At 66.1% G+C, this 19,742-nt stretch carries 17 protein-coding genes; 7 read left to right on the forward strand and 10 right to left on the reverse strand.

Annotated elements, in window-relative coordinates:
• The first annotated feature begins 122 nt into the window (after window positions 1–122).
• The gene (gene uvrA / locus BN973_RS13970; RefSeq protein ID WP_036468872.1) at window positions 123–3,038 is read left to right on the forward strand and encodes an excinuclease ABC subunit UvrA; all 2,916 of its coding nucleotides are present in this window, start codon (window positions 123–125) and stop codon (window positions 3,036–3,038) included.
• A 14-nt stretch (window positions 3,039–3,052) separates the two neighbouring features.
• Here uvrA and BN973_RS13975 read toward each other — a convergent pair whose 3' ends face one another.
• Window positions 3,053–3,925, reverse strand: coding sequence for an NYN domain-containing protein (locus BN973_RS13975; protein ID WP_036468873.1), 873 nt, complete (start codon window positions 3,923–3,925; stop codon window positions 3,053–3,055).
• Between the two features lie 446 nt (window positions 3,926–4,371).
• Here BN973_RS13975 and BN973_RS13980 point away from each other — a divergent pair, with 446 nt between their 5' ends.
• On the forward strand, window positions 4,372–5,712 hold the full coding sequence (locus BN973_RS13980) for a fatty acid desaturase family protein (protein WP_084163389.1): 1,341 nt from the start codon (window positions 4,372–4,374) through the stop codon (window positions 5,710–5,712).
• On the opposite strand, the gene BN973_RS13985 is transcribed toward BN973_RS13980, so the two are convergent.
• Together BN973_RS13985 and BN973_RS13990 are read right to left on the reverse strand one after the other, a co-directional pair.
• On the reverse strand, window positions 5,709–5,912 hold the full coding sequence (locus tag BN973_RS13985; protein ID WP_036468874.1) for a cold-shock protein: 204 nt from the start codon (window positions 5,910–5,912) through the stop codon (window positions 5,709–5,711). The genes BN973_RS13980 and BN973_RS13985 overlap by 4 nt on opposite strands.
• Before the next feature lie 259 nt (window positions 5,913–6,171).
• A complete protein-coding gene (locus BN973_RS13990) occupies window positions 6,172–6,756 on the reverse strand; it encodes a DUF5994 family protein (RefSeq protein WP_330981732.1) in 585 nt (194 codons plus the stop codon).
• Window positions 6,757–7,154: 398 nt separating this feature from the next.
• Between BN973_RS13990 and BN973_RS13995 the strand changes: the two genes are divergently transcribed.
• Complete coding sequence (locus tag BN973_RS13995) at window positions 7,155–7,739, forward strand: DUF5994 family protein (RefSeq protein WP_407067559.1); 585 nt, start codon at window positions 7,155–7,157, stop codon at window positions 7,737–7,739.
• Window positions 7,740–7,742: 3 nt separating this feature from the next.
• Here the strand turns inward: BN973_RS13995 and BN973_RS14000 are convergent, their stop codons facing one another.
• The 6 genes from BN973_RS14000 to lysX all read right to left on the reverse strand — a co-directional run bounded on the left by BN973_RS14000 (window position 7,743) and on the right by lysX (window position 16,071).
• Window positions 7,743–8,546 (reverse strand): transglutaminase-like domain-containing protein, encoded by an 804-nt coding sequence (locus BN973_RS14000; RefSeq protein ID WP_036468875.1) that lies wholly within the window; start codon window positions 8,544–8,546, stop codon window positions 7,743–7,745.
• 130 nt (window positions 8,547–8,676) lie between these two features.
• Window positions 8,677–10,392, reverse strand: coding sequence for a serine/threonine-protein kinase PknH/PknJ (locus tag BN973_RS14005; RefSeq protein ID WP_036468876.1), 1,716 nt, complete (start codon window positions 10,390–10,392; stop codon window positions 8,677–8,679).
• A gap of 30 nt (window positions 10,393–10,422) precedes the next feature.
• A complete protein-coding gene (locus tag BN973_RS14010; RefSeq protein ID WP_036472406.1) occupies window positions 10,423–10,671 on the reverse strand; it encodes a hypothetical protein in 249 nt (82 codons plus the stop codon).
• 10 nt (window positions 10,672–10,681) lie between these two features.
• On the reverse strand, window positions 10,682–11,119 hold the full coding sequence (locus BN973_RS14015; protein ID WP_330981733.1) for a DUF6653 family protein: 438 nt from the start codon (window positions 11,117–11,119) through the stop codon (window positions 10,682–10,684).
• Window positions 11,120–11,125: 6 nt separating this feature from the next.
• Entirely contained in the window at window positions 11,126–12,634 is a 1,509-nt protein-coding gene (locus BN973_RS14020; RefSeq protein WP_198048929.1) for an alpha/beta hydrolase, read from the reverse strand.
• A 77-nt stretch (window positions 12,635–12,711) separates the two neighbouring features.
• Window positions 12,712–16,071 (reverse strand): bifunctional lysylphosphatidylglycerol synthetase/lysine--tRNA ligase LysX, encoded by a 3,360-nt coding sequence (gene lysX, locus BN973_RS14025; protein WP_198048930.1) that lies wholly within the window; start codon window positions 16,069–16,071, stop codon window positions 12,712–12,714.
• 405 nt (window positions 16,072–16,476) lie between these two features.
• On the opposite strand from lysX, the gene infC reads away from it, so the two are divergent.
• From infC to BN973_RS14045, 4 genes are read left to right on the forward strand one after another with little or no spacing between them, the layout of a single operon-like run.
• Window positions 16,477–17,085, forward strand: a complete 609-nt coding sequence (gene infC / locus BN973_RS14030; RefSeq protein WP_084163391.1) for a translation initiation factor IF-3 — start codon at window positions 16,477–16,479, stop codon at window positions 17,083–17,085.
• Between the two features lie 42 nt (window positions 17,086–17,127).
• Window positions 17,128–17,322, forward strand: a complete 195-nt coding sequence (gene rpmI / locus BN973_RS14035; RefSeq protein ID WP_036468878.1) for a 50S ribosomal protein L35 — start codon at window positions 17,128–17,130, stop codon at window positions 17,320–17,322.
• A gap of 54 nt (window positions 17,323–17,376) precedes the next feature.
• A complete protein-coding gene (gene rplT / locus BN973_RS14040; protein ID WP_036468879.1) occupies window positions 17,377–17,766 on the forward strand; it encodes a 50S ribosomal protein L20 in 390 nt (129 codons plus the stop codon).
• 5 nt (window positions 17,767–17,771) lie between these two features.
• A complete protein-coding gene (locus tag BN973_RS14045) occupies window positions 17,772–18,563 on the forward strand; it encodes a TrmH family RNA methyltransferase (protein ID WP_036468880.1) in 792 nt (263 codons plus the stop codon).
• Between the two features lie 6 nt (window positions 18,564–18,569).
• Here BN973_RS14045 and BN973_RS14050 read toward each other — a convergent pair whose 3' ends face one another.
• Window positions 18,570–19,601, reverse strand: a complete 1,032-nt coding sequence (locus BN973_RS14050) for an oxygenase MpaB family protein (RefSeq protein WP_036468881.1) — start codon at window positions 19,599–19,601, stop codon at window positions 18,570–18,572.
• Window positions 19,602–19,742 lie beyond the last annotated feature (141 nt).

Genomic DNA, 19,742 nt, shown 5'->3' on the forward strand with positions numbered 1-19,742 from the left:
CGAGTCCACGTTACTGCTCCCCGGGCTGGCGTGGGTGTCTTGTCGGTGGGGGCACCTAGCATGGAATGCGCCGTGCGCAGTAACCGCCGTTGGGCAAGCGAGAGTTTTATGAGAGAGGCAGCGTGGCTGACCGCCTAATCGTCAAAGGTGCCCGTGAACACAACCTGCGCGGCGTCGACCTCGACCTGCCGCGCGACTCGTTGATCGTCTTCACCGGGTTGTCCGGCTCGGGCAAGTCGTCCCTGGCTTTCGACACCATCTTCGCCGAGGGCCAGCGCCGCTACGTGGAGTCGCTGTCGGCCTACGCGCGTCAATTCCTGGGGCAGATGGACAAGCCGGACGTCGATTTCATCGAGGGCCTGTCGCCGGCGGTGTCCATCGACCAGAAGTCGACGAACCGCAACCCCCGATCGACGGTCGGCACGATCACCGAGGTGTACGACTACCTGCGGTTGCTGTACGCGCGCGCCGGCACGCCGCACTGCCCGGTCTGCGGGCAGAGGATCGCCCGCCAGACCCCGCAGCAAATCGTCGATCAGGTGCTGGCGATGCAGGAGGGCACCCGATTCCTGGTCCTGGCCCCCGTGGTCCGTACCCGCAAGGGCGAGTTTGCCGACCTGTTCGACAAGCTCAACGCGCAGGGCTACAGCCGGGTGCGCGTCGACGGCGTGGTGCACCCGCTGGCCGACCCGCCGAAGCTGAAAAAGCAGGAGAAGCACGACATCGAGGTGGTGGTGGACCGCCTCACCGTCAAGACCGCCGCCAAGCAGCGGCTCACCGACTCGGTGGAGACCGCGCTGAACCTGGCCGACGGCATCGTGGTGCTGGAGTTTCCCGACGATCACGACGAGCACGGTCATCCGCGCGAGCAGCGCTTCTCCGAGAAGCTGGCCTGCCCCAACGGGCACCCGCTGGCCGTCGACGACCTGGAACCGCGCTCGTTCTCGTTCAACTCGCCCTACGGTGCCTGCCCCGAATGCGTCGGGTTGGGCATCCGCAAAGAGGTGGACCCTGATCTGGTGGTGCCCGACCCGGAGCGCACCCTGGCCGAGGGCGCGGTGGCGCCGTGGTCGGCGGGGCACACCGCGGAGTACTTCACCCGGATGATGGCCGGCCTCGGCGAGGAGCTGGGATTCGACGTCGACACGCCCTGGCGCAAGCTTCCGGCCAAGGCCCGCAAGGCGATCCTCGAGGGCTCCGACCATCAGGTGCATGTGCGGTACCGCAACCGGTACGGCCGAACCCGTTCGTACTACGCCGATTTCGAAGGCGTGCTGGCGTTCCTGCAGCGCAAGATGGAGCAGACCGAGTCCGAGCAGATGAAGGAGCGCTACGAGGGCTTCATGCGCGACGTGCCCTGCCCGGTGTGTGCGGGCACCCGGCTCAAGCCCGAGATTCTGGCGGTGTCGCTGGCCGCGGGGGACCGTGGCTCCAAGTCCATCGCCGAGGTCTGCGACCTGTCCATCTCGGACTGTGCCGACTTCCTCAACGCGCTCACCCTCGGCGTGCGCGAGCAGGCGATCGCGGGCCAGGTGCTCAAGGAAATCCAGTCGCGGCTGGGCTTTTTGCTCGATGTCGGCCTGGAATACCTGTCGCTGTCCCGGGCCGCCGCCACGCTGTCCGGCGGTGAGGCCCAACGCATTCGGCTGGCCACCCAGATCGGCTCCGGCCTGGTCGGCGTGCTCTACGTGCTCGACGAACCGTCCATCGGGCTGCACCAGCGCGACAACCGTCGCCTCATCGAAACCCTCACGCGGCTAAGGGCTTTGGGGAACACGTTGATCGTCGTCGAGCACGACGAGGACACCATCGCGCACGCCGACTGGGTCGTCGACATCGGGCCCGGCGCCGGCGAGCACGGCGGCCAGATCGTGCACAGCGGCACCTATCAGGAGCTGCTGGCCAACCAGGACTCGATCACCGGTGCCTACCTGTCGGGCCGGGAAAGCATTGTCACGCCGGCGATTCGACGTCCCGTCGACCGCAAGCGTCAACTCACCGTCGTCGGGGCCCGCGAGCACAACCTGCGCGACATCGACGTGTCGTTTCCGCTCGGCGTGCTGACGTCGGTGACCGGCGTGTCCGGATCCGGCAAGTCGACGTTGGTCAACGACATCCTGGCGGCCGTACTGGCCAACCGGCTCAACGGCGCTCGGCAGGTCCCGGGACGGCACACCCGGGTCACCGGGCTGGACCACCTGGACAAGCTGGTGCGGGTGGACCAGTCGCCGATCGGGCGCACACCGCGCTCCAACCCGGCCACCTATACCGGGGTGTTCGACAAGATCCGCACCTTGTTCGCCGCGACCACCGAGGCGAAAGTCCGTGGCTACCAACCGGGTCGCTTCTCGTTCAACGTCAAGGGCGGTCGCTGCGAGGCATGCACCGGCGACGGCACGATCAAGATCGAGATGAACTTTTTGCCCGACGTGTATGTGCCGTGCGAGGTGTGCCAGGGCGCCCGATACAACCGGGAAACCCTCGAGGTCCACTACAAGGGCAAGACCATCTCCGAAGTGCTGGACATGTCGATCGAGGAAGCGTGCGAGTTCTTCGAGCCGATCAGCGGCATCCACCGCTACCTGCGCACCCTGGTCGACGTCGGCCTCGGCTACGTGCGGCTGGGCCAGCCCGCGCCCACCCTGTCCGGCGGTGAGGCGCAGCGGGTCAAGCTGGCCTCCGAACTTCAGAAGCGGTCGACCGGGCGCACCATCTACATCCTCGACGAGCCCACCACCGGACTGCATTTCGACGACATCCGCAAGCTGCTCAATGTGATCAACGGCCTTGTGGACAAGGGCAATACGGTCATCGTGATCGAGCACAACCTGGACGTGATCAAGACGGCGGACTGGATCGTGGACATGGGCCCGGAGGGCGGCGCCGAAGGCGGAACCGTTGTCGCCCAAGGCACTCCGGAGGATGTCGCCGCGGTGCCGGAAAGCTACACCGGGAAGTTCCTCGCCGAGGTCGTCGGGCGCACTACCGTCTCGGCGGCCAAACCGCGGCCCAGCCGGCGGCGCAAAGTCAGCGCCTAGAGATACCCGCGCGGCTACGTGGCAGCCTCGCTACGCAGCCGCACCAAACGCGTGGTGCTGCTCTCATCGAGTTCTACGACGTCGGACCGAGACCGCAGGAAATCACTGAATGATTTGAAGCCCAAGGACTTCTCGCTGAACGACGGGTCCATCCGCTTCATCTGGGCCTTGACGGCCGAGTTGTGCAGCCACTCGGCGTCGTCTTTCTCCTGACCGATGCGCAGCGCGCGCTCGAGCAACCCGGTAGCAACAGCCTGAGCATCGTCCGGTGCGTCCTCGGCCTCAGAGGTGGTGCTCTGCCGGCGGGCGCGTTTCTTCGGTTCGGCGGATTGCACCGCGGCAGTGGGTATCCCGGGCAACGCATCGTAGGTAACGAACTCGTCGCAGGCAGCGGCCAGCGATCGGCTGCTGGCACCGGCCACACCGATGCCTACGACGTAGCGACCGAGTCGCTTGCACCGCTGAGCCAACGCGATGTAATCGGAATCGCCGCCGACGATCACCACGTGGGTCAGATCGGGCAACCGGAACATATCCTCGACCGCGTCGACCGCTAACCGGATGTCGGCGCCGTTCTTGCCATAGGCAGCGGCCGGGAATAGTTGAACGAGATCGACCGCTCGTCCCACCAGCTGGCCGTGGTAGGCGGCATTGACATCGGCAGACCAGTCCGCGTAGGCGCGGGTGAGCACGAGCGTGCCGAACGACGACGCGAAGTCGATGATCGCGCCGACGTCGACGATCGCCGACTGCAGTCGATCCACCTCGAGCCCCTTGGCCTTGTCCTTCTGGAAGGAGTTGCGTCCGTGTACCTGGTCGTAACGGGAGATCACGATGTTGTCGAAGTCGAGGTAGACCGCGACACGGGTGGCGGCGGAGTCGGTCATCTTGCGTTCACCCCTGCACTACCGGGTGCAGCGTTTTCCAGAGCAGCCATCCGGTCATGGTGCGCCACCGAATCCAACCCATCAAGCCCGACTCGTGTAGCGTGTTGGTTGTTCAGACTTTCGACCAAAGCCCACGGTGGTTTTGGTTCTCGGGACCCGTCTCTTCGTCGCCGGCCCGCAACCGGCGCTTGTTGGGCCCGCGGTCGGCGACAGCCGTCACTATTGCTAAGGAGCCCAGAGTTACTCGGCGCGGCTGCCCGCCTCCGCCAGCCGCAGCTCCGGTTGCGACAAACTTCTTCACCAGGGCTACGAATAGCGTTGGTGTGCAAATTAATTGGGTGCAGACAGATACCCAGCCAAGTAACGCAGTGAAACCGTCGAGGCGCCGGTCCGGGTTGGCGACACGCGCCCGCCCGCGCGGCCCCCTACGAACGTAAGGACAAACCATGGCGATCAGTGACATTGCCGCCTTCGCTCACCTCACCGATGCCGACATCGAGGCCCTGGGCGTTGAGCTGGACTCTGTCCGGGTGGATGTCGAGGAATCCCTTGGCGAGCGCGACGCGCGTTACATCCGTCGCACCATCGTCGCACAACGTGTATTGGAGGCCGTCGGGCGGCTGATGCTGGCCGGTAGTTCGAAACGCCCGGTGTGGTGGGCGGGAACGGTGACCCTCGCGCTGGCCAAGATCATCGAGAACATGGAGATTGCCCACAATGTCATGCACGGCCAGTGGAACTGGATGAACGACCCCGAGATCCACTCCTCGACGTGGGAGTGGGACATGACTGGAGCGTCAAAGCACTGGCGGTCGACCCACAACCATCAGCACCACAAATACACCAACATCGTCGGAATGGACAACGACATCGGCTACGCGATCCTCCGAGTTACCCGTGACCAGCCCTGGAAGCCATACAACGTCGGCAACCTGCTGTTCAACACCATCCTGGCGTTCGGATTCGAGTGGGGAATCGGCTTCCAGCCCATCGAACTCGGCAAGGCCCTCAAGGCCGGCCCGGACCGTGAAACCACCGTGCGGCAGATGCTCGAGCTGGCGGTCAAGGCGGGCCGACAGGTGCTCAAGGACTACGTCGCGTTCCCGGCGCTGACCTCGCTGTCGCCCGGGGCGACCTACAAGTCCACGTTGAAGGCCAATGCCGTGGCCAACGTGATCCGCAATGTGTGGGCCGACGCGGTGATCTTCTGCGGCCACTTCCCCGATGGTGCAGAGAAATTCACCAAGACCGACATGATCGCCGAGTCGAAGGGTCAGTGGTACCTGCGCCAGATGCTGGGCAGTGCCAACTTCGAAGCCGGACCGGCGCTGCGGTTCATGAGTGGCAACCTGTGCCACCAGATCGAGCACCACCTGTACCCGGACCTGCCGAGCAACCGGCTGCACGAGATTTCGGTGCGGGTGCGTGAGGTCTGCGACAAGTACGACTTGCCTTACACCACAGGGTCTTTCCTGGTGCAGTACGGCAAGACGTGGCGCACCATCGCCAAACTGTCACTGCCAGACCGCTACTTGCGCGATACCGCTGACGACGCAGCGGAGACCCGCAGCGAGCGAATGTTCGCCGAACTGGCGCCCGGTTACGGCGGGACCGATCCGGCAACAGGCCGGCATCGTGGCCTCAAGACAGCGATCGCGGCGGTCCGACGATGGCGCCGGGGTGCTGTGCTGCCCAAACCTATGGGGCAGACGGCTGCCCTATCGCGCCCATCACCAAAATGGGACGATATCCAGTCCGCCCCAGAGGTTTTCGTGCTGAAACGCTAGATGAGAGTTACTTGCACGGCCTGCGGACCTTTGGGCCCCTGGTTGATCTCGAACTGGACTCGTTGATTCTCTTCAAGGGAACGAAAACCGCTACCTTGGATCTCGGAGTGGTGGACGAACACATCCTTTGCGTCGCCGTCGGGAGCGATAAAGCCAAAGCCCTTGTCGTTGTTGAACCATTTCACGGTTCCCTGTGTCATTGTTGTTTCACTCTCTTCTCAACTAGCTGCAATTCGGTTGCGGCTAAGATTTTGACCCAACCCCGATGTGCACAATGGACAACGCCGCAGGTCAACGGCGTGAGGTCGGATGACTTATCGAGGGCCTCCGCGATTAGGCTGAATCGGAGAGTTGTCGGACATCGCCGCCCTTCGATGGGGGCCTGGATGGTCCCGGTTTTTCGAGTGTACGCCCTCGTTGCGGTATTGAAGTCGCGGCTTGGGTGCCGCATCGAGCGCCCTAGCAGCCCGGAGTCCAATCCACCCCGGATGCGATGGCGGGCGTCGCTTCTGCCGCACCAGCGCAACCCGGCGCAAGCCGATGGACCATGTGCCGTAATACGCTGGCATTCATCGGTTGTGCTGACGCAGCGACCTCGCCGAGAAGGCGCTCGGCCTGGTGACCGGAACTGGACGGCGATAGCACGAACAGCACGGCGTCGCGAGATCTCGCCCCCTTCAGGTAAATCGTGTCGTTGAAAACCAGCCGGTAGGGGTCAAGAGAGACCATCTCATTGCGGCGGATAACTCGCGACGGGGCGGGCAACCATGCGGTCGGGTCGTAAACGACTCGGCGCACCCGGCCCAGCCACAAGTTGAACACCGTGACGAGGTCGGGTAGCTCAATGCTCAGGTCCAAGCTTTTCGGCCACCAAACCCCGTCCACTGCGGCTTGAGTGAGGTCGCGTTCGCACAGTGCCAATCGGGTCGGGCATGCGGCGGAGGATGAAACGTGCGCCACTACGACGCTCCCGTCTACCATTTTGGCATCGCAGACGGCTACCGAAGGAGGCGGTACTCGACAAGCCCACGACGTAAGGAGCATAACCCCGTCACTGGCGTAGCCGACGCGTGAATCGCCGAAAGGCGACGCTCAAGGCGCGGTGCCGGTCACCGTGGGCCGAATCGCCTTTGGAATACCGATAGGGCCCTCTCATGCTAGAAGTCTTCCGGGGCAGCGGAATTCAACGGGCGCGGCGAGCGCGCTTTGGTCGTTCGCTCCGCCGGTAGAACCTCGCCGGGCTGGCGATGACGCTACGTCTCGCATCACGTGAGGACGGCCGGCTTACGCACGACCCGATAATGGCGTAACGTCGTCAGTGAGCTGTTTCGTTGTCGACACTGGCCTCGATCGGTATTTCGCGAGCGAGATTACGGGCAATGCGATTCCTCCGTCGGACCGACTTGCGGGTCCGATCGCTTCGAACCTCGAGGGGCCGCCTTATGAATCGCGCAGATGCATTGGTCGATGTCATTGTTTCTCAACAGAATTCAACAGCCGATGTGAGCGTGAACCCGGTGTCTGGTGGGGCGGCCGATACGGTCGAGGCGCGACGCCCGTTCAACCCGGTGCGGCTTACCCTGGCATCAGGGCTTGGGGACAACAAGATTGACGGAGCGTGGTGGCCGCGCACCGGTGTGATCTCACGGGAGCTGCCGGAATTGGTCTCCGTGCTTCAGGTGCGGTTGGGCCAGGTCGTCGACATCAACGTCAACTGGTCATCGCTGCAACGCCAGCCGGATCTGAATTGGGCCTGGTGGCATGGGATACACCCGCACATAATGACCGTTTGCGGTCACGATGCGCGGGCAAAGATCCTGATCGTTCCGTACCGAACCGGCACGGCCCTTGCGGTGATGCTCTTGCGCCGGGCCGCGGGCCTGTCCGTCCTTGCCGCGCACCGTAATTCCCGGGCGTTCCTGACCGCCGACTCTGTTCTCCGCGCGGCCCGGGGCGAGAGAGTGTTTGAACTACGTCGCACACGGCGAACTGGCGTCGCGGCGTCGTCCCGCATTCAACAGGATTAGGCCTCAGCGGATGGAAACCAGTTGGTCGACCGAATCCGCCGGCAAGTCGCCGTCGACGACCGCGGTCACCATCAGTTGATTGAGCGTGATCGCGCCCTTGTGGTTATCGAGGAATGCTGTGTCGGAGGCGTCTCGGCCCGTGGCGATGCGGACCAGGGTTTGTCGCGGCGCCAACAGCGTCGCGTCGACTACCCGCCACTGCCCCTGGACAAAAGCCTCGGCCACCGCGTGAAAGTCCATCGGGGACAAGCCGGGTGCATACACCGACACCAGGCGGGCGGGGACCTTCACCGCTCGTAGTAACGCCACCACCAGATGAGCGAAGTCGCGGCACACGCCTTCGCCGGCGAGCAGCGTCTCCACCGCCCCGTCAATCGGGTCGCTGGATCCGGGTACATAGTTCAGCCTGGTACCCACCCATGAGCTCACGTGCTCCAGCAGCGTTGCCGAATCGTTGTCGTTACCGAATTCGGTTGCGGCGAAACCGTAGAACTTGTCAGCCTCCGCGTAGCGGCTGGGCCGCAGATACATCGACTGGTCGTATTCGGTCACCGGAGCGGGATCGGCCTGGCCCACTACAGTCGCCGCGTAGTCGACTTTCAGTGTGCCGACCGCGGCGTCGAACTTGTGGATGCGGTTCCCGTGCACCCCGCTGATTTCCAAGGGCCGGACCTGCTCTCCGTTCAAGACGAACCGCAGCGACTCGAAGACCTCAGCGACTGGGTGTGGTGCTACGGCGATTTGAAACTCCAACGTAGTGGCCGCGGTGATTTCGACTTCGAGCTCGACGCTCACTTCTCGTCTCATAACGCAATAGTGCGCCGGCGTTCGCGGATTCGCCAATCGCGTGACGGAACTTCGGGATACGCTATACCGAAATATGTTCTGGCCGAATCAGAATCGTGGATCCCCACATAGTGCTCATCGTGATCCGCGTCTAGCGGGGCAGCCGGTCCGCCATCATATTGGCGATCTGCCTGGCCTGGTTGATCGTCCCGGGTGCACAGACGTTGACGTCGAAGACCACATTGGATACCGCGCTGATCACGTGCTGGCACACCACCGGGCTGTTGCCCAGCGTGTGCTGCAGGGCGATGTTGGGCGGATTCCCGCTGACGTCCCCGAATGTCCATTGGGATGTGGTTCCGTCGGACACCTGGGTTACGGTTCGCCCGGCGCACGCCCGATACCGGGGCAGCTGGGAGGTCACGAATGCCTGGGCCTGGTCGGCGGAGTCGAAAACCACCGCGCCCTGGACCACGGCGTAGCCGGGGTGGCTGTTCGGCTTCTTCAACAGCTGGGCCAGCATCCCGGTGTAGCCGCTGCTCTGGTAGGTCGGGGTTTGGAAACCGATCAGCGCGCCGAGGCAGTCGTCGTCCGACAACGTGTTGGACGGAGTGGGGTCGGTCATCACGGTGCTGTTGTGGTCGACGACGATCCCGGTGGTGCCGACGATGGTGTTGATCTGCTCCACCGGAACTAGTATCGAATGCAGTTGTGCGGGAGCCACGTTCGCGACGGCGGTGCTACCGGGCGGTGCGGGGCTCGGGGTAGGGGACTCGGTGGTGCTGGTGACCGCAGTGCCGGGTCGCGACGCGGCGGGTCTACGTACGGCCGCCCAGATCCCGGTGCCCGCGACGGCCGCGACGACGATCACGATCGCGCCGATGATCAGCCCCAGTCTGGGCTTGGGCGGCGGGGGCGGCGTCCACGGCGGCGGGCTGGCGACCCAGGCCGGCGGGACGGGTGCCGGTTGGGCCCGGGGCTGCGGCGGCGGGGCGAAGTGCTGGCTGTGCTGGATCAGGTCGGTGGCCCGGTCTTGGTCGGGAACGCTCAGCGCGTGCAGGGCGGCCTGCGCGAGATCGCCGGCGGTGGCATAGCGGGCGAAGGGGTCTTTGGCCATACCCCGTGCGATGACCTCGTCGAATGCGGCCGGCACGGCGGGATTTCGCTGGCTGGGCCGTGGCACCGGCTCCATCATGTGCGCGGCCATCAGGCTGCTGAGACTCTCGGTTTGGAAAGGTGTTGCGCCCGTGAGACATTCGTAGAGCAGACAGGCCAGGGCGTAGATGTCGACGCGGTAGGTGGGGTCGTCCTTGCCGAAACGCTCCGGCGCCATGTAGTTCCAACTACCCACGGCGGCACCGGTTTTCGTCACCCGTTGGTCGGTAGCCGCTGCGGCGATGCCGAAGTCGACCAGGTACGCGAAGTCACCCTCGGTGAGCAGGATGTTCTCGGGTTTGATGTCACGATGGATCACCCCGGCGCGGTGGGCGGCGTCGAGCGCGGACGCCACTTGCTCGACGATGGCGACGGCGCGCGGCGGCGGCAGCGGCCCGGTGCGGTTGAGCACCGAGCCGACGTCCTGGCCTTCGACGAAGCGCATGTCGATGAACAGCTGGCCGTCGATTTCGCCGTAGTCGTGGATGGGCACGATGTGCGGTTCTTGCAGCCGGCCCGCGGTCTGCGCTTCCCGCTGCATGCGCCGGCGAAAGACGTCATCGGAGCTGACCTGCTCGGATACCAGCTTGAGCGCGACCACGCGGTCCTTGACGGAGTCGTAGGCCTCGTAGACCTCGCCCATCCCGCCGCGGCCCAGCAGCCGGCGCAGGTGGTAGTGCCCGAACCGGGTACCCACGCGCGTTTGGCTCATCGATCTCCCCCCGGCGTCGCGCCGTTCCCGCTAGCCCTCATCCGTGCGCATCGACTCGCGGATCTGCGCCAACCGTTCGGCCGCGGCGCGCCGGCGTTCGTCGTACTGCTCGTCGACGGAGCGGCCCTGTCGGGAGTCGGCGTCGAGTTCCGCGTCGCCCAGTGACGCCGCGTATCGGGTTTCGATTTTCTCACGCACCGCATCGAAGGTCGGTACGCCCGAGCTGTCGTACCCGGGATCGGGTGGGGCGGTGCCAGGGTCTGCTGGTTCGTCGGGCATGGTTGCCACGCTACTGCGGTGCGGCGGGGTTCTGGCGCTCACGCTCGAGATAGCGCACCATCTGCTCCCAATAGAGGAGGGTGAGCGACATTTGCAGCGCGGTGGCGACCGCCGCGGGCAGCAGCAGATGCCGGCGTGCGGCCACCACAGCGACCAACGCCGTCGCCGACGCCAGCCCGCTGACCACGGTGGCCCCGTCGCGGGGGCGGCGGCTGATCCACAGTTCCTCGCCCAGCATTGCCCGCGTCGACCAGGCGCGCAGCTGCCGGGGCTTGCCGAAGACGAACGGATTGGCCGCCAGCCACACCGCCAGCCAGACCGCGTGGCTGCGCCGCCGCGTCCACGCCGGCACCAGGATCAGCGGGGTGCTGGCCCAGCGCGTCCAGGCGCTCCACGGGTTGCAGTGCCGGGCGAACAGCGCCCGCCGCAGCCGCGCGATCGATCCCACTGGCGGTTACCTCGGTGCGGTGTTGGCATGCTGTGCCGGGATCATCACCGGCGCAACCGAAGACGCGGGCGATGCACCGGGCAGCGGGGCCCGCGGTACGCCGGGGGTGCCCAGCTGGCCGGCCAGCCACGGCAGCGCCGCGGCGAAGACCCGGTCGGCGAAGGGCCAGTCGTGCTTACCGGGCTGGGGGAGCACCGCGCAGTCGATGCCATTGGCGCGGCCGAGGGCGCACAGCGAGTAGGCCGCCGCGGCCTGGTTGCTCGGGTTGGCGGCGGCGTCGCGCCCGGCCAGCCGCATCGCGGCGGTGTCCGCGATCGACACGTCGCGGTGCGCGGCGGGCGGGCCGTCCGACGAGATCGCGAACCAGCCCGACACGTCGTGGTACTGGCCGTGCCGGTTGATCACGGTGCTCGGGTCGAACGACGCCCACGCCTCGGCGTTTCCGCCGAACAGCCGGCTGATGGTTTGCGCCTTGTTCCCGGCGTTCGGGAAGAAGTCACCGGCGACGTCGACGAACGCGCTGAACATGTCCGGGTGCATGACGGTCAGATCCACCGCGCAGGTGCCGCCCATCGACCAACCCGTCACACCCCAATTGGCGCGGTCCGGGCTGACACCGAAGGTCGAAATCATGTAGGGAACAACATCTTTGGTGAGATGGTCGGCGGCGTTGCCGCGGATGCCGTTGACGCATTCGGTGTCGTTGTTGAAAGCCCCGCCGGAGTCCACGAACACCAGCACCGGAGCCTGCCCGCGGTGGGTGGAGGCGAAGTCGTCGATCGTCTTGATCGCGTTGCCCGCACGCGTCCAGTCCGCCGGGGTGTTGAACTGCCCACCGATCATCATCACCGTCGGCAGGGCCGGCGGCGGGCTGTCCCCCGCAAGCGGGCGGTGCCCCCAGGCGAACCACTGCGGCGGCAGGTACACCAGCTCGCCGCGGTGCTTGAAGTGCGAGGCGGACGAGGGGATGACGACCGGCACCACGCTGCCGTGTGCCGGCCGATTTCCCTTGGCCGCCATGGCGGTAACGGTGGCCTGATCGGTCTGATCGGGCAGCGGGCCGGAGGTCAGCTGCCCCCACGCGGACTGGACGGTGGGGAAGTAGCCGACCCACAGATTGAGCATCAGCACCGCACTCAGCAGGCACAGCGGTACCGACACCACCGCGGCACTGCGTTGCCAGCCGCGCGCCCCGCGCCAGCCCAGCACCAGCACCGCCCCGGCCATACCGGTCACCGCGGTCCACAGCCACAGCGCGGCCGGTGCGGGTTCCTCGGACAGGCCCTGATCGACGATGTACCAATGGGTTCCGTATGCCGCGGCCGCCCCGATCGCGGCCGCCGGCGGCAGGCATACCGTCCGCCAGCGCCGTGAGCGCCAGCCGACGGCCAGCGCCAGCACGATCGCGGTGACGGCCTGGACCGTGATCGGCACCCAGCCGTGCATCAGCGAGGTATGTCCGCTTGCCAAAAACTGCCCGGCGGCATCGGGCGCGGGCGCTGTCACGCGATCCATTGTGATCGATTCTTAACCATGACGGAACATATTCACCCGATGTTCGCGGTGTCCGCGCTGCGGCCCGCGGCGCCCGGCTAATGCGGCTTGGCCAGCGGAAAGGGCAGGGTCTCGCGGATGCTGCGACCGGTTATGAGCATCACGAGCCGATCGATTCCCATCCCCAGCCCGCCGGTCGGCGGCATCGCGTATTCCATGGCCTGCAGGAAGTCTTCGTCCAGCTCCATCGCCTCCGGGTCGCCGCCGGCGGCCAGCAGCGACTGCGCGAGCAGCCGGCGGCGCTGCTCCACCGGATCGGTGAGCTCGCTGTAGGCGGTGCCCAGCTCGACGCCCCAGGCCACCAGATCCCACCGCTCGGCGACGCCCGGCTGGCTGCGGTGCGGTCGGGTCAGCGGCGAGACCGACGTCGGAAAGTCGATGTAGAACGTGGGCGCCTCGGTCCGGTCCTCGACCAGGTGCTCGTAGAGCTCGAGCACCACCGCGCCGGCGTCCCAATGGTCCCGGTAGGGAATGCGGGCGCGGTCGGACAGCTTGCGCAGCTCGCTCAGCGACGTGTTCGGGTTGATGTGTTCGCCGAGTGCTTCGGAGACGGCGTCGTGCACCGTCTGCACCGGCCACTCCCCGGAGATGTCGACGGGTTCGAGGTGGCCTTCGCCGTGGTCGGGGTGGGGCCGCAGCACGGTCGGCGTGCCGTTGGCGGCTTCGGCCGCGTTTTGGATGAGCTCGCGGCAACCGTCGATCCACACCCGGTAGTCGGCGTGCGCCTGGTAGGCCTCCAACAGCGTGAACTCCGGGTTGTGGCTGAAGTCGACACCCTCGTTGCGGAAGGCCCGGCCCAATTCGAACACCCGCTCCACGCCGCCGACGCACAACCGCTTCAGGTAGAGCTCGGGCGCGATGCGCAGGAACAGGTCCATGTCATAGGTGTTGATGTGGGTCACGAACGGGCGCGCGGCCGCCCCGCCGTGGATCGGCTGCAGGATCGGGGTTTCCACCTCGATGAAATCCTTGGCGAACAACGTTTCTCGCACCGAGCGCAGTACCCTGCTGCGCGCCGTCACCAGATTGCGTGACTCGGCATTGACCGCGAGGTCGACGTAGCGGGTCCGCACCCGGGTTTCCGGGTCGGTCAGTCCCTTCCACTTGTTGGGCAACGGCCGCAAGCACTTTCCGACCATGCGCCAGTCACCCACGATCAACGAGCGGGTCCCGCGCTTGCTGAATCCCATCCGCCCGGTCATCTCGACCAGGTCACCGAGATCGATGGCCGCGGTGAAGTCGGCGGTCCGGCCGGACTCCAGGCGCGAATTATCCAACAGCACTTGCATTTCGCCGGACCAATCGCGCAGTTCGGCGAACAGCACACCGCCGAAGTCGCGGATCCGCAAGATCCGGCCCGCCACCGACACGGTGTCCTGGTCGTCGCTGTCGAGGGCCTGTGCGACGGTGTGGGTGGGCGCAGATCCCACCGGGTAAGCATCAATTCCGTTGCGCTGCAACGACCTCAGTTTGGCCAGCCGTACTCGCACCTGTTCGGGCAGCCGGCGCCGGTACTCCTCGGAGTCGACTTCGTCGCCGCGCTTGAGGCCGCTGACGTCTGGCGCGGAGCCGTCTTCGTGCAGCAACCCGGATTCCGCCAGCCTGGCCGGCACGGCGGGGTGGTGCCCGGTGTGCACCTTGTCGCGGCGGCTGAACGGCAGCACCAGGAAACCTTCGGCCATGGCCGACGCCACGCCCACCCGCGGGATCAACCGGGCGTCCTCGTAGCAGGCGTAGCGCGGCACCCATTCGGGTTGATATTTCATGTTGGAGCGGTACAGCGTCTCCAGCTGCCACCACCGGGAGAAGAACAGCAGCAGACCGCGCCACAGCCGCGCGATCGGTCCGGCGCCGAGTTGGGCGCCCTGCTCGAATGCCGACCGGAACATCGCGAAGTTCAGCGAAACACGGTTGATACCAAGCTTTTCGGCGTTCAGGGCAAGTTCGCTGACCATGAATTCGTTGGTGCCGTTGGGGGATTGGGGCGAGCGGCGCATCAGATCCAGCGAAACCCCGGTGCTTCCCCACGGGACCAGCGACAGCATCGCGACCACTTGCTCGTCGCGATCCAGCGCCTCCACCAGCAGGCATTCCCCGTCGGCCGGATCACCCAGCCGCCCCAGCGCCATCGAAAAGCCGCGCTCGGACTGGGTGTCGCGCCAGGCGTTGGCGCGCGCGATCGTCTCGGCCATCTCCTCGGCCGTGATGTCCCGGTGCCGCCGGATGCGTACCGTCAACCCCGCCCGCCGGGCCCGCGTCACGGCTTGGCGCACCCCACGCATGTCCGGGCCGGACAGCCGGAAATCGGAGGTCCGCAGGATGGCCTCGTCGCCGAGTTCGAGAGCGTTGAGGCCGCGCTCGCGATAAGCCTGCGCGCCTTGGGAACTGGCGCCCATGACACCGGGTGCCCAGCCGTAGGTCTTGCACAGCGCCAGCCAGGCATCGACGGCCTGCGACCAGGCCCTGGGATCGCCGACCGGGTCTCCGCTGGCCAGGCAGACGCCCACCTCGACCCGGTAGGTGATCGCGGCGCGGCCGGTGTGGGCGAAGACCACCGACTTGTCGCGGCGGGTCGCGAAGTAGCCCAGAGAGTCGTTCTTGCCGTACAGCTCGAGCAGCCCGCGGATCGCCGACTCGTCCTCACCGGTGAGCGCGTTGTCGGCGCGCTGGGATTGGAACAGCACGATCGCGGCCGCGATCAGGGCGAGCGCGCCGAACAATCCGAAGATCGCGTTGAGCAGGACGTGCGGCTTGCCGGTGAACAGGTCGGGGTCGGCCAGGGCGAACCCGACCACCCGGTTGGCGACGTATCCCAGCCGGTCCTGTCGGGCCAGCGATCCGGGGAAGAGCTCGACCAGGCCCCAGGACAACAGGATTCCGATCACGTCTCCGACGACGAGGACGGCGGCCGCTTTGAACAGGGCGGCCCGGCGGACCTTGGCCCAGAACTCCCGGTAGCTCAGCACCAGCAGGACGATCACGACGATGTGCATCGCGAAACCGAGGTTCTCGCCGAACGTCTCGGCCGCGGTGTTGTCGCCGGCGGCGATATCGGCGGCGTTCCAGAACGCGGCCAGGACCATTTGGCCGAGCAGCACCCACCAGGCAATGCGTTTGCGTGCGGTCAGCGCCGCCGCCAGCAGCGCCAGCACGAAGGACCACGCGATGCTGGTGTCGGGGAAGTTGAACAGGTAGTCGTTGATGAACTCCCGCGGGCCCTTGATCAGCCACCGGATCAGGGGCGACACGCTGCCGATCAAAGACAGGGTAGCGATGACGCCAACGGTCCAGCCGGCCGCCGCCGGTACCCACCAATACCGGGAACTCGACCGGCTGCCCGAACGAGGCCTCGAGGCAGCAGAAGCGAGAGTCACAGACCGCGAGGATAAGCCTTTCATCCGTGAAATGCCTGGCGAAGCGCCAATCGACATCGAGACTAGTTGTCGGTCCGGGGACGCGCGATCACCCCGGCCAAGCAGCTGAAATGCTGGAAGACGCCCGATGGCTGCTAGACTTGCGCGGCGACCATCCCGGCTTCGGCCTGGGACAGTTAAGTGGAGTCCCGCTCCCACCGCGAGCCGCGAATTATTTCAAGGCGCAGCGGTCCGGTCACCGGCATCGCGAGGTGCCTGTTTCGCGCATGGCGCGGACGGCTTGAAGGTGTTTCGGGCCGTGATCGGTCGGCATTGGGCCCTGCTGCTGCAGGGCTTTTTTGCTGATGGTGTGGTGTTTCCACCGCTGAATCCCAACGGGCCAGGACATCGGTTGTAGCGAGACCACGAAAGCCCAACAAGGGAGGCCCCATCAGCACTGAGACCCGCGTCAACGAGCGCATCCGCGTACCTGAAGTCCGACTGATCGGCCCAGGGGGGGAGCAGGTAGGCATCGTGCGCATCGAAGACGCATTGCGCGTCGCCGCGGACGCCGATCTCGACCTCGTCGAAGTTGCCCCGAACGCCAGGCCACCGGTCTGCAAGATCATGGACTACGGCAAGTTCAAGTACGAGGCGGCGCAGAAGGCGCGCGAATCCCGCCGGAACCAGCAGCAGACCGTGGTCAAAGAGCAAAAGCTGCGACCCAAGATCGACGATCACGATTACGAGACCAAGAAGGGTCACGTGATCCGCTTCCTGGAGGCGGGGTCGAAGGTGAAGGTCACCATCATGTTCCGTGGACGCGAGCAGTCGCGGCCCGAGCTGGGCTACCGATTGCTCCAGCGTCTGGGCGCGGACGTCGCCGAATACGGATTCGTCGAAACGTCGGCCAAGCAGGACGGCCGCAACATGACGATGGTGCTGGCACCGCACCGCGGCGCGAAGACCCGCGCCAGGGCGCGGCATCCCGAAGCGCCGGGGGCCGAGCCGGCACACGAAGCCGACGAAACCGGCGACACCGCAGCTTCACCGAACTGACCTGACAGCGAAACAGCGAAAACATCAAGAACTAGAGGAAACATGCCCAAGGCCAAGTCCCACAGCGGGGCGACCAAGCGGTTCCGGCGTACCGGGACCGGAAAGATCGTCCGCCAGAAAGCCAACCGTCGCCACCTGCTCGAGCACAAGCCGAGCAAGCGCACCCGCCGGCTCGACGGCCGTACCGAGGTCGCGGCCAACGACACCAAGCGCATCAACGCGATGCTGAACGGCTGACCAGCCGACCGCCGGCACCCGACCATTTACGTCTGAACGAGAGTAGGAATATCCATGGCACGCGTGAAGCGGGCAGTCAACGCCCACAAGAAGAGGCGCAGCGTCCTGACGGCCTCGAAAGGCTATCGCGGCCAGCGGTCTCGGCTTTACCGCAAAGCCAAAGAGCAGCAGCTGCATTCGTTGCAGTACGCGTACCGCGACCGCCGTGCGCGCAAGGGCGAGTTCCGCAAGTTGTGGATCTCGCGGATCAACGCGGCGGCACGCGCCAACGACATCACCTACAACCGGCTGATCCAGGGCCTGAAGGCCGCCGGGGTGGAAGTCGACCGCAAAAACCTTGCCGACATTGCGATCACCGACCCGGCAGCGTTCACCGCGCTGGTCGACGTCGCCCGGGCGGCACTGCCCAAGGACGTCAACGCGCCCTCCGGAGAAGCTGCCTAACCCCCGTGCTCACCGAGCGCTCGGCCCGGGTGGCCGCGGCGGTCAAGTTGCATCGCCATGTCGTGCGGCGGCGGGCGAACCAGTTCCTGGCCGAAGGCCAAAACCTGGTCGAGGCGGCGTCGGCGCGCGGATTGGTCCGCGAGGTGTTCGTCACCGAACTCGCCGCGCAGCGGCACGCGACATTGCTGGCCACCCAGCGGTGTCCGGTCCATGTCGTCACCGACCGTGCGGCAAAAGCCTTGTCCGACACCGTTACTCCGGCAGGGCTGGTGGCCGTGTGCGATCTGCCGGCGACCGGTCTGCGCCACGCGCTGGCCGGCTCGCCACGGCTGGTCGCGGTCGCCGTCGAGATCGGCGAGCCCGGTAACGCGGGCACGCTGATCCGCCTGGCCGACGCCATGGGTGCGGCGGCGGTCATTCTCGCCGGGCACTGCGTCGACCCCTACAACGGCAAATGCTTGCGTGCGTCGGCCGGCAGCATCTTCTCGCTCCCGGTCGTCGCCGACCCCGACGTCGAAGCGGTGCTGGCCGCGGTCCGGGCCGCCGGGCTGCAGGCGCTGGCCACCACCGTCGACGGCGGCATCCGCCTGGACGAGGCCGACCAGCTGCTGGGCAGGCCGACGGCGTGGCTGTTCGGCCCGGAATCGCACGGCTTGCCCGAGGAGATCACCGAGCAGGCCGACCACCGGGTGCGTATCCCGATGTCGGGTGGTGCGGAAAGCCTGAATGTGGCTGCCGCCGCGGCGATCTGCCTGTACCAGAGCGCGCAGGCGCTGGGTGTGCTGCAGGGTTTTTGAACCGCCCTATGCGGCCCTTTTGCGGCCCCCGGCGGGGCGCAGCCCGGCCAGCGACAGCGTGGTGTGCACCAGCGAACCGGCCCGCTCGATCAACGACTTAGTGCGAAGGGAACCCGGGGGCCAATAGTGCATCGGCAACCCGCGGCGATCCCGCGGCGGCGCCATGAACTCGGGCGCCTCGACCAGCGGCGCGTCGATCGGAGCCCGGCCCTCGGCGCGGCGGTAGGCGGCCAGCGCCCGCGGGTGCAACCGGATTTCGTCGGGCACCGCCAAGAATGCGAGCTCGATCAGCTTGCCGAACACCCGCAGCAGGATCTCGTCGCCCGGCGTCCAGCGCAGGCCCGCCTTTTCGCGCACCGCGGGGTCGAACAGTCCGGCCGCGATCCAGCGCTGTCCGGCCACCAGCGGCTTGAAGATCTGGTCCCAGATCGGCGTGGGCATCAGCACGAACTTCGGCTTCGGGATGCGCATCCGCAAGATGTCCAGTGTCGCCTGGTTGATCTCCAGCTCGTCGCGGCAGACCCGGTCCCAGTACTCCTGGAATTCCTCCCACGACTTGGGCACCGGCCGCATGCTCATGCCGTACATCCGGTACCACTGCACGTGCTCGTCGAACAGCTGGCGCTTCTCGGCCTCGGTCAGGCCGCCGCAGAAGTACTCGGCGACCTTGACGATCAGCATGAAGAACGTGGCGTGCGCCCAGTAGAAGGTCTCGGGGTTCAGCGCGTGGTAGCGACGCCCTTCGGCATCAATCCCCTTGATGGTGTCGTGGTAGTGCTTGATCTGCTCACCGGTCAGGGCCGCGCGATCGCCGTCGTAGACCACGCCCATGATCGGGTACACCGATCGCGCCACCCGCTGCAGCGGCTCGCGCAGCACGATCGAGTGCTCCTCGACGCCCGCACCGAGCTGTGGGTACATGTTCTGGATCGCCCCGATCCAGACGCCCATCATTCCGGTGCGCAGGTCGCCAAAGTACTTCCAGGTCAGCGAATCTGGCCCAAGTGGATCAGCGGACGTAGTCGATGCGGTAGTCATCACGACCTCCTACTTCCTGACTGAGCCCACGATAACTTTGACAACGCACGTTGTCTACGATTTCGGCGGGTGCCACGCGAAGCCGTTACCGAGATTCCACGCCCGCGTGGCAGCGTCGTGATCAGCGTCGTGATCAGTCGG

It is taken from the genome of Mycobacterium triplex (assembly GCF_000689255.1).
Lineage (GTDB): Bacteria > Actinomycetota > Actinomycetes > Mycobacteriales > Mycobacteriaceae > Mycobacterium > Mycobacterium triplex.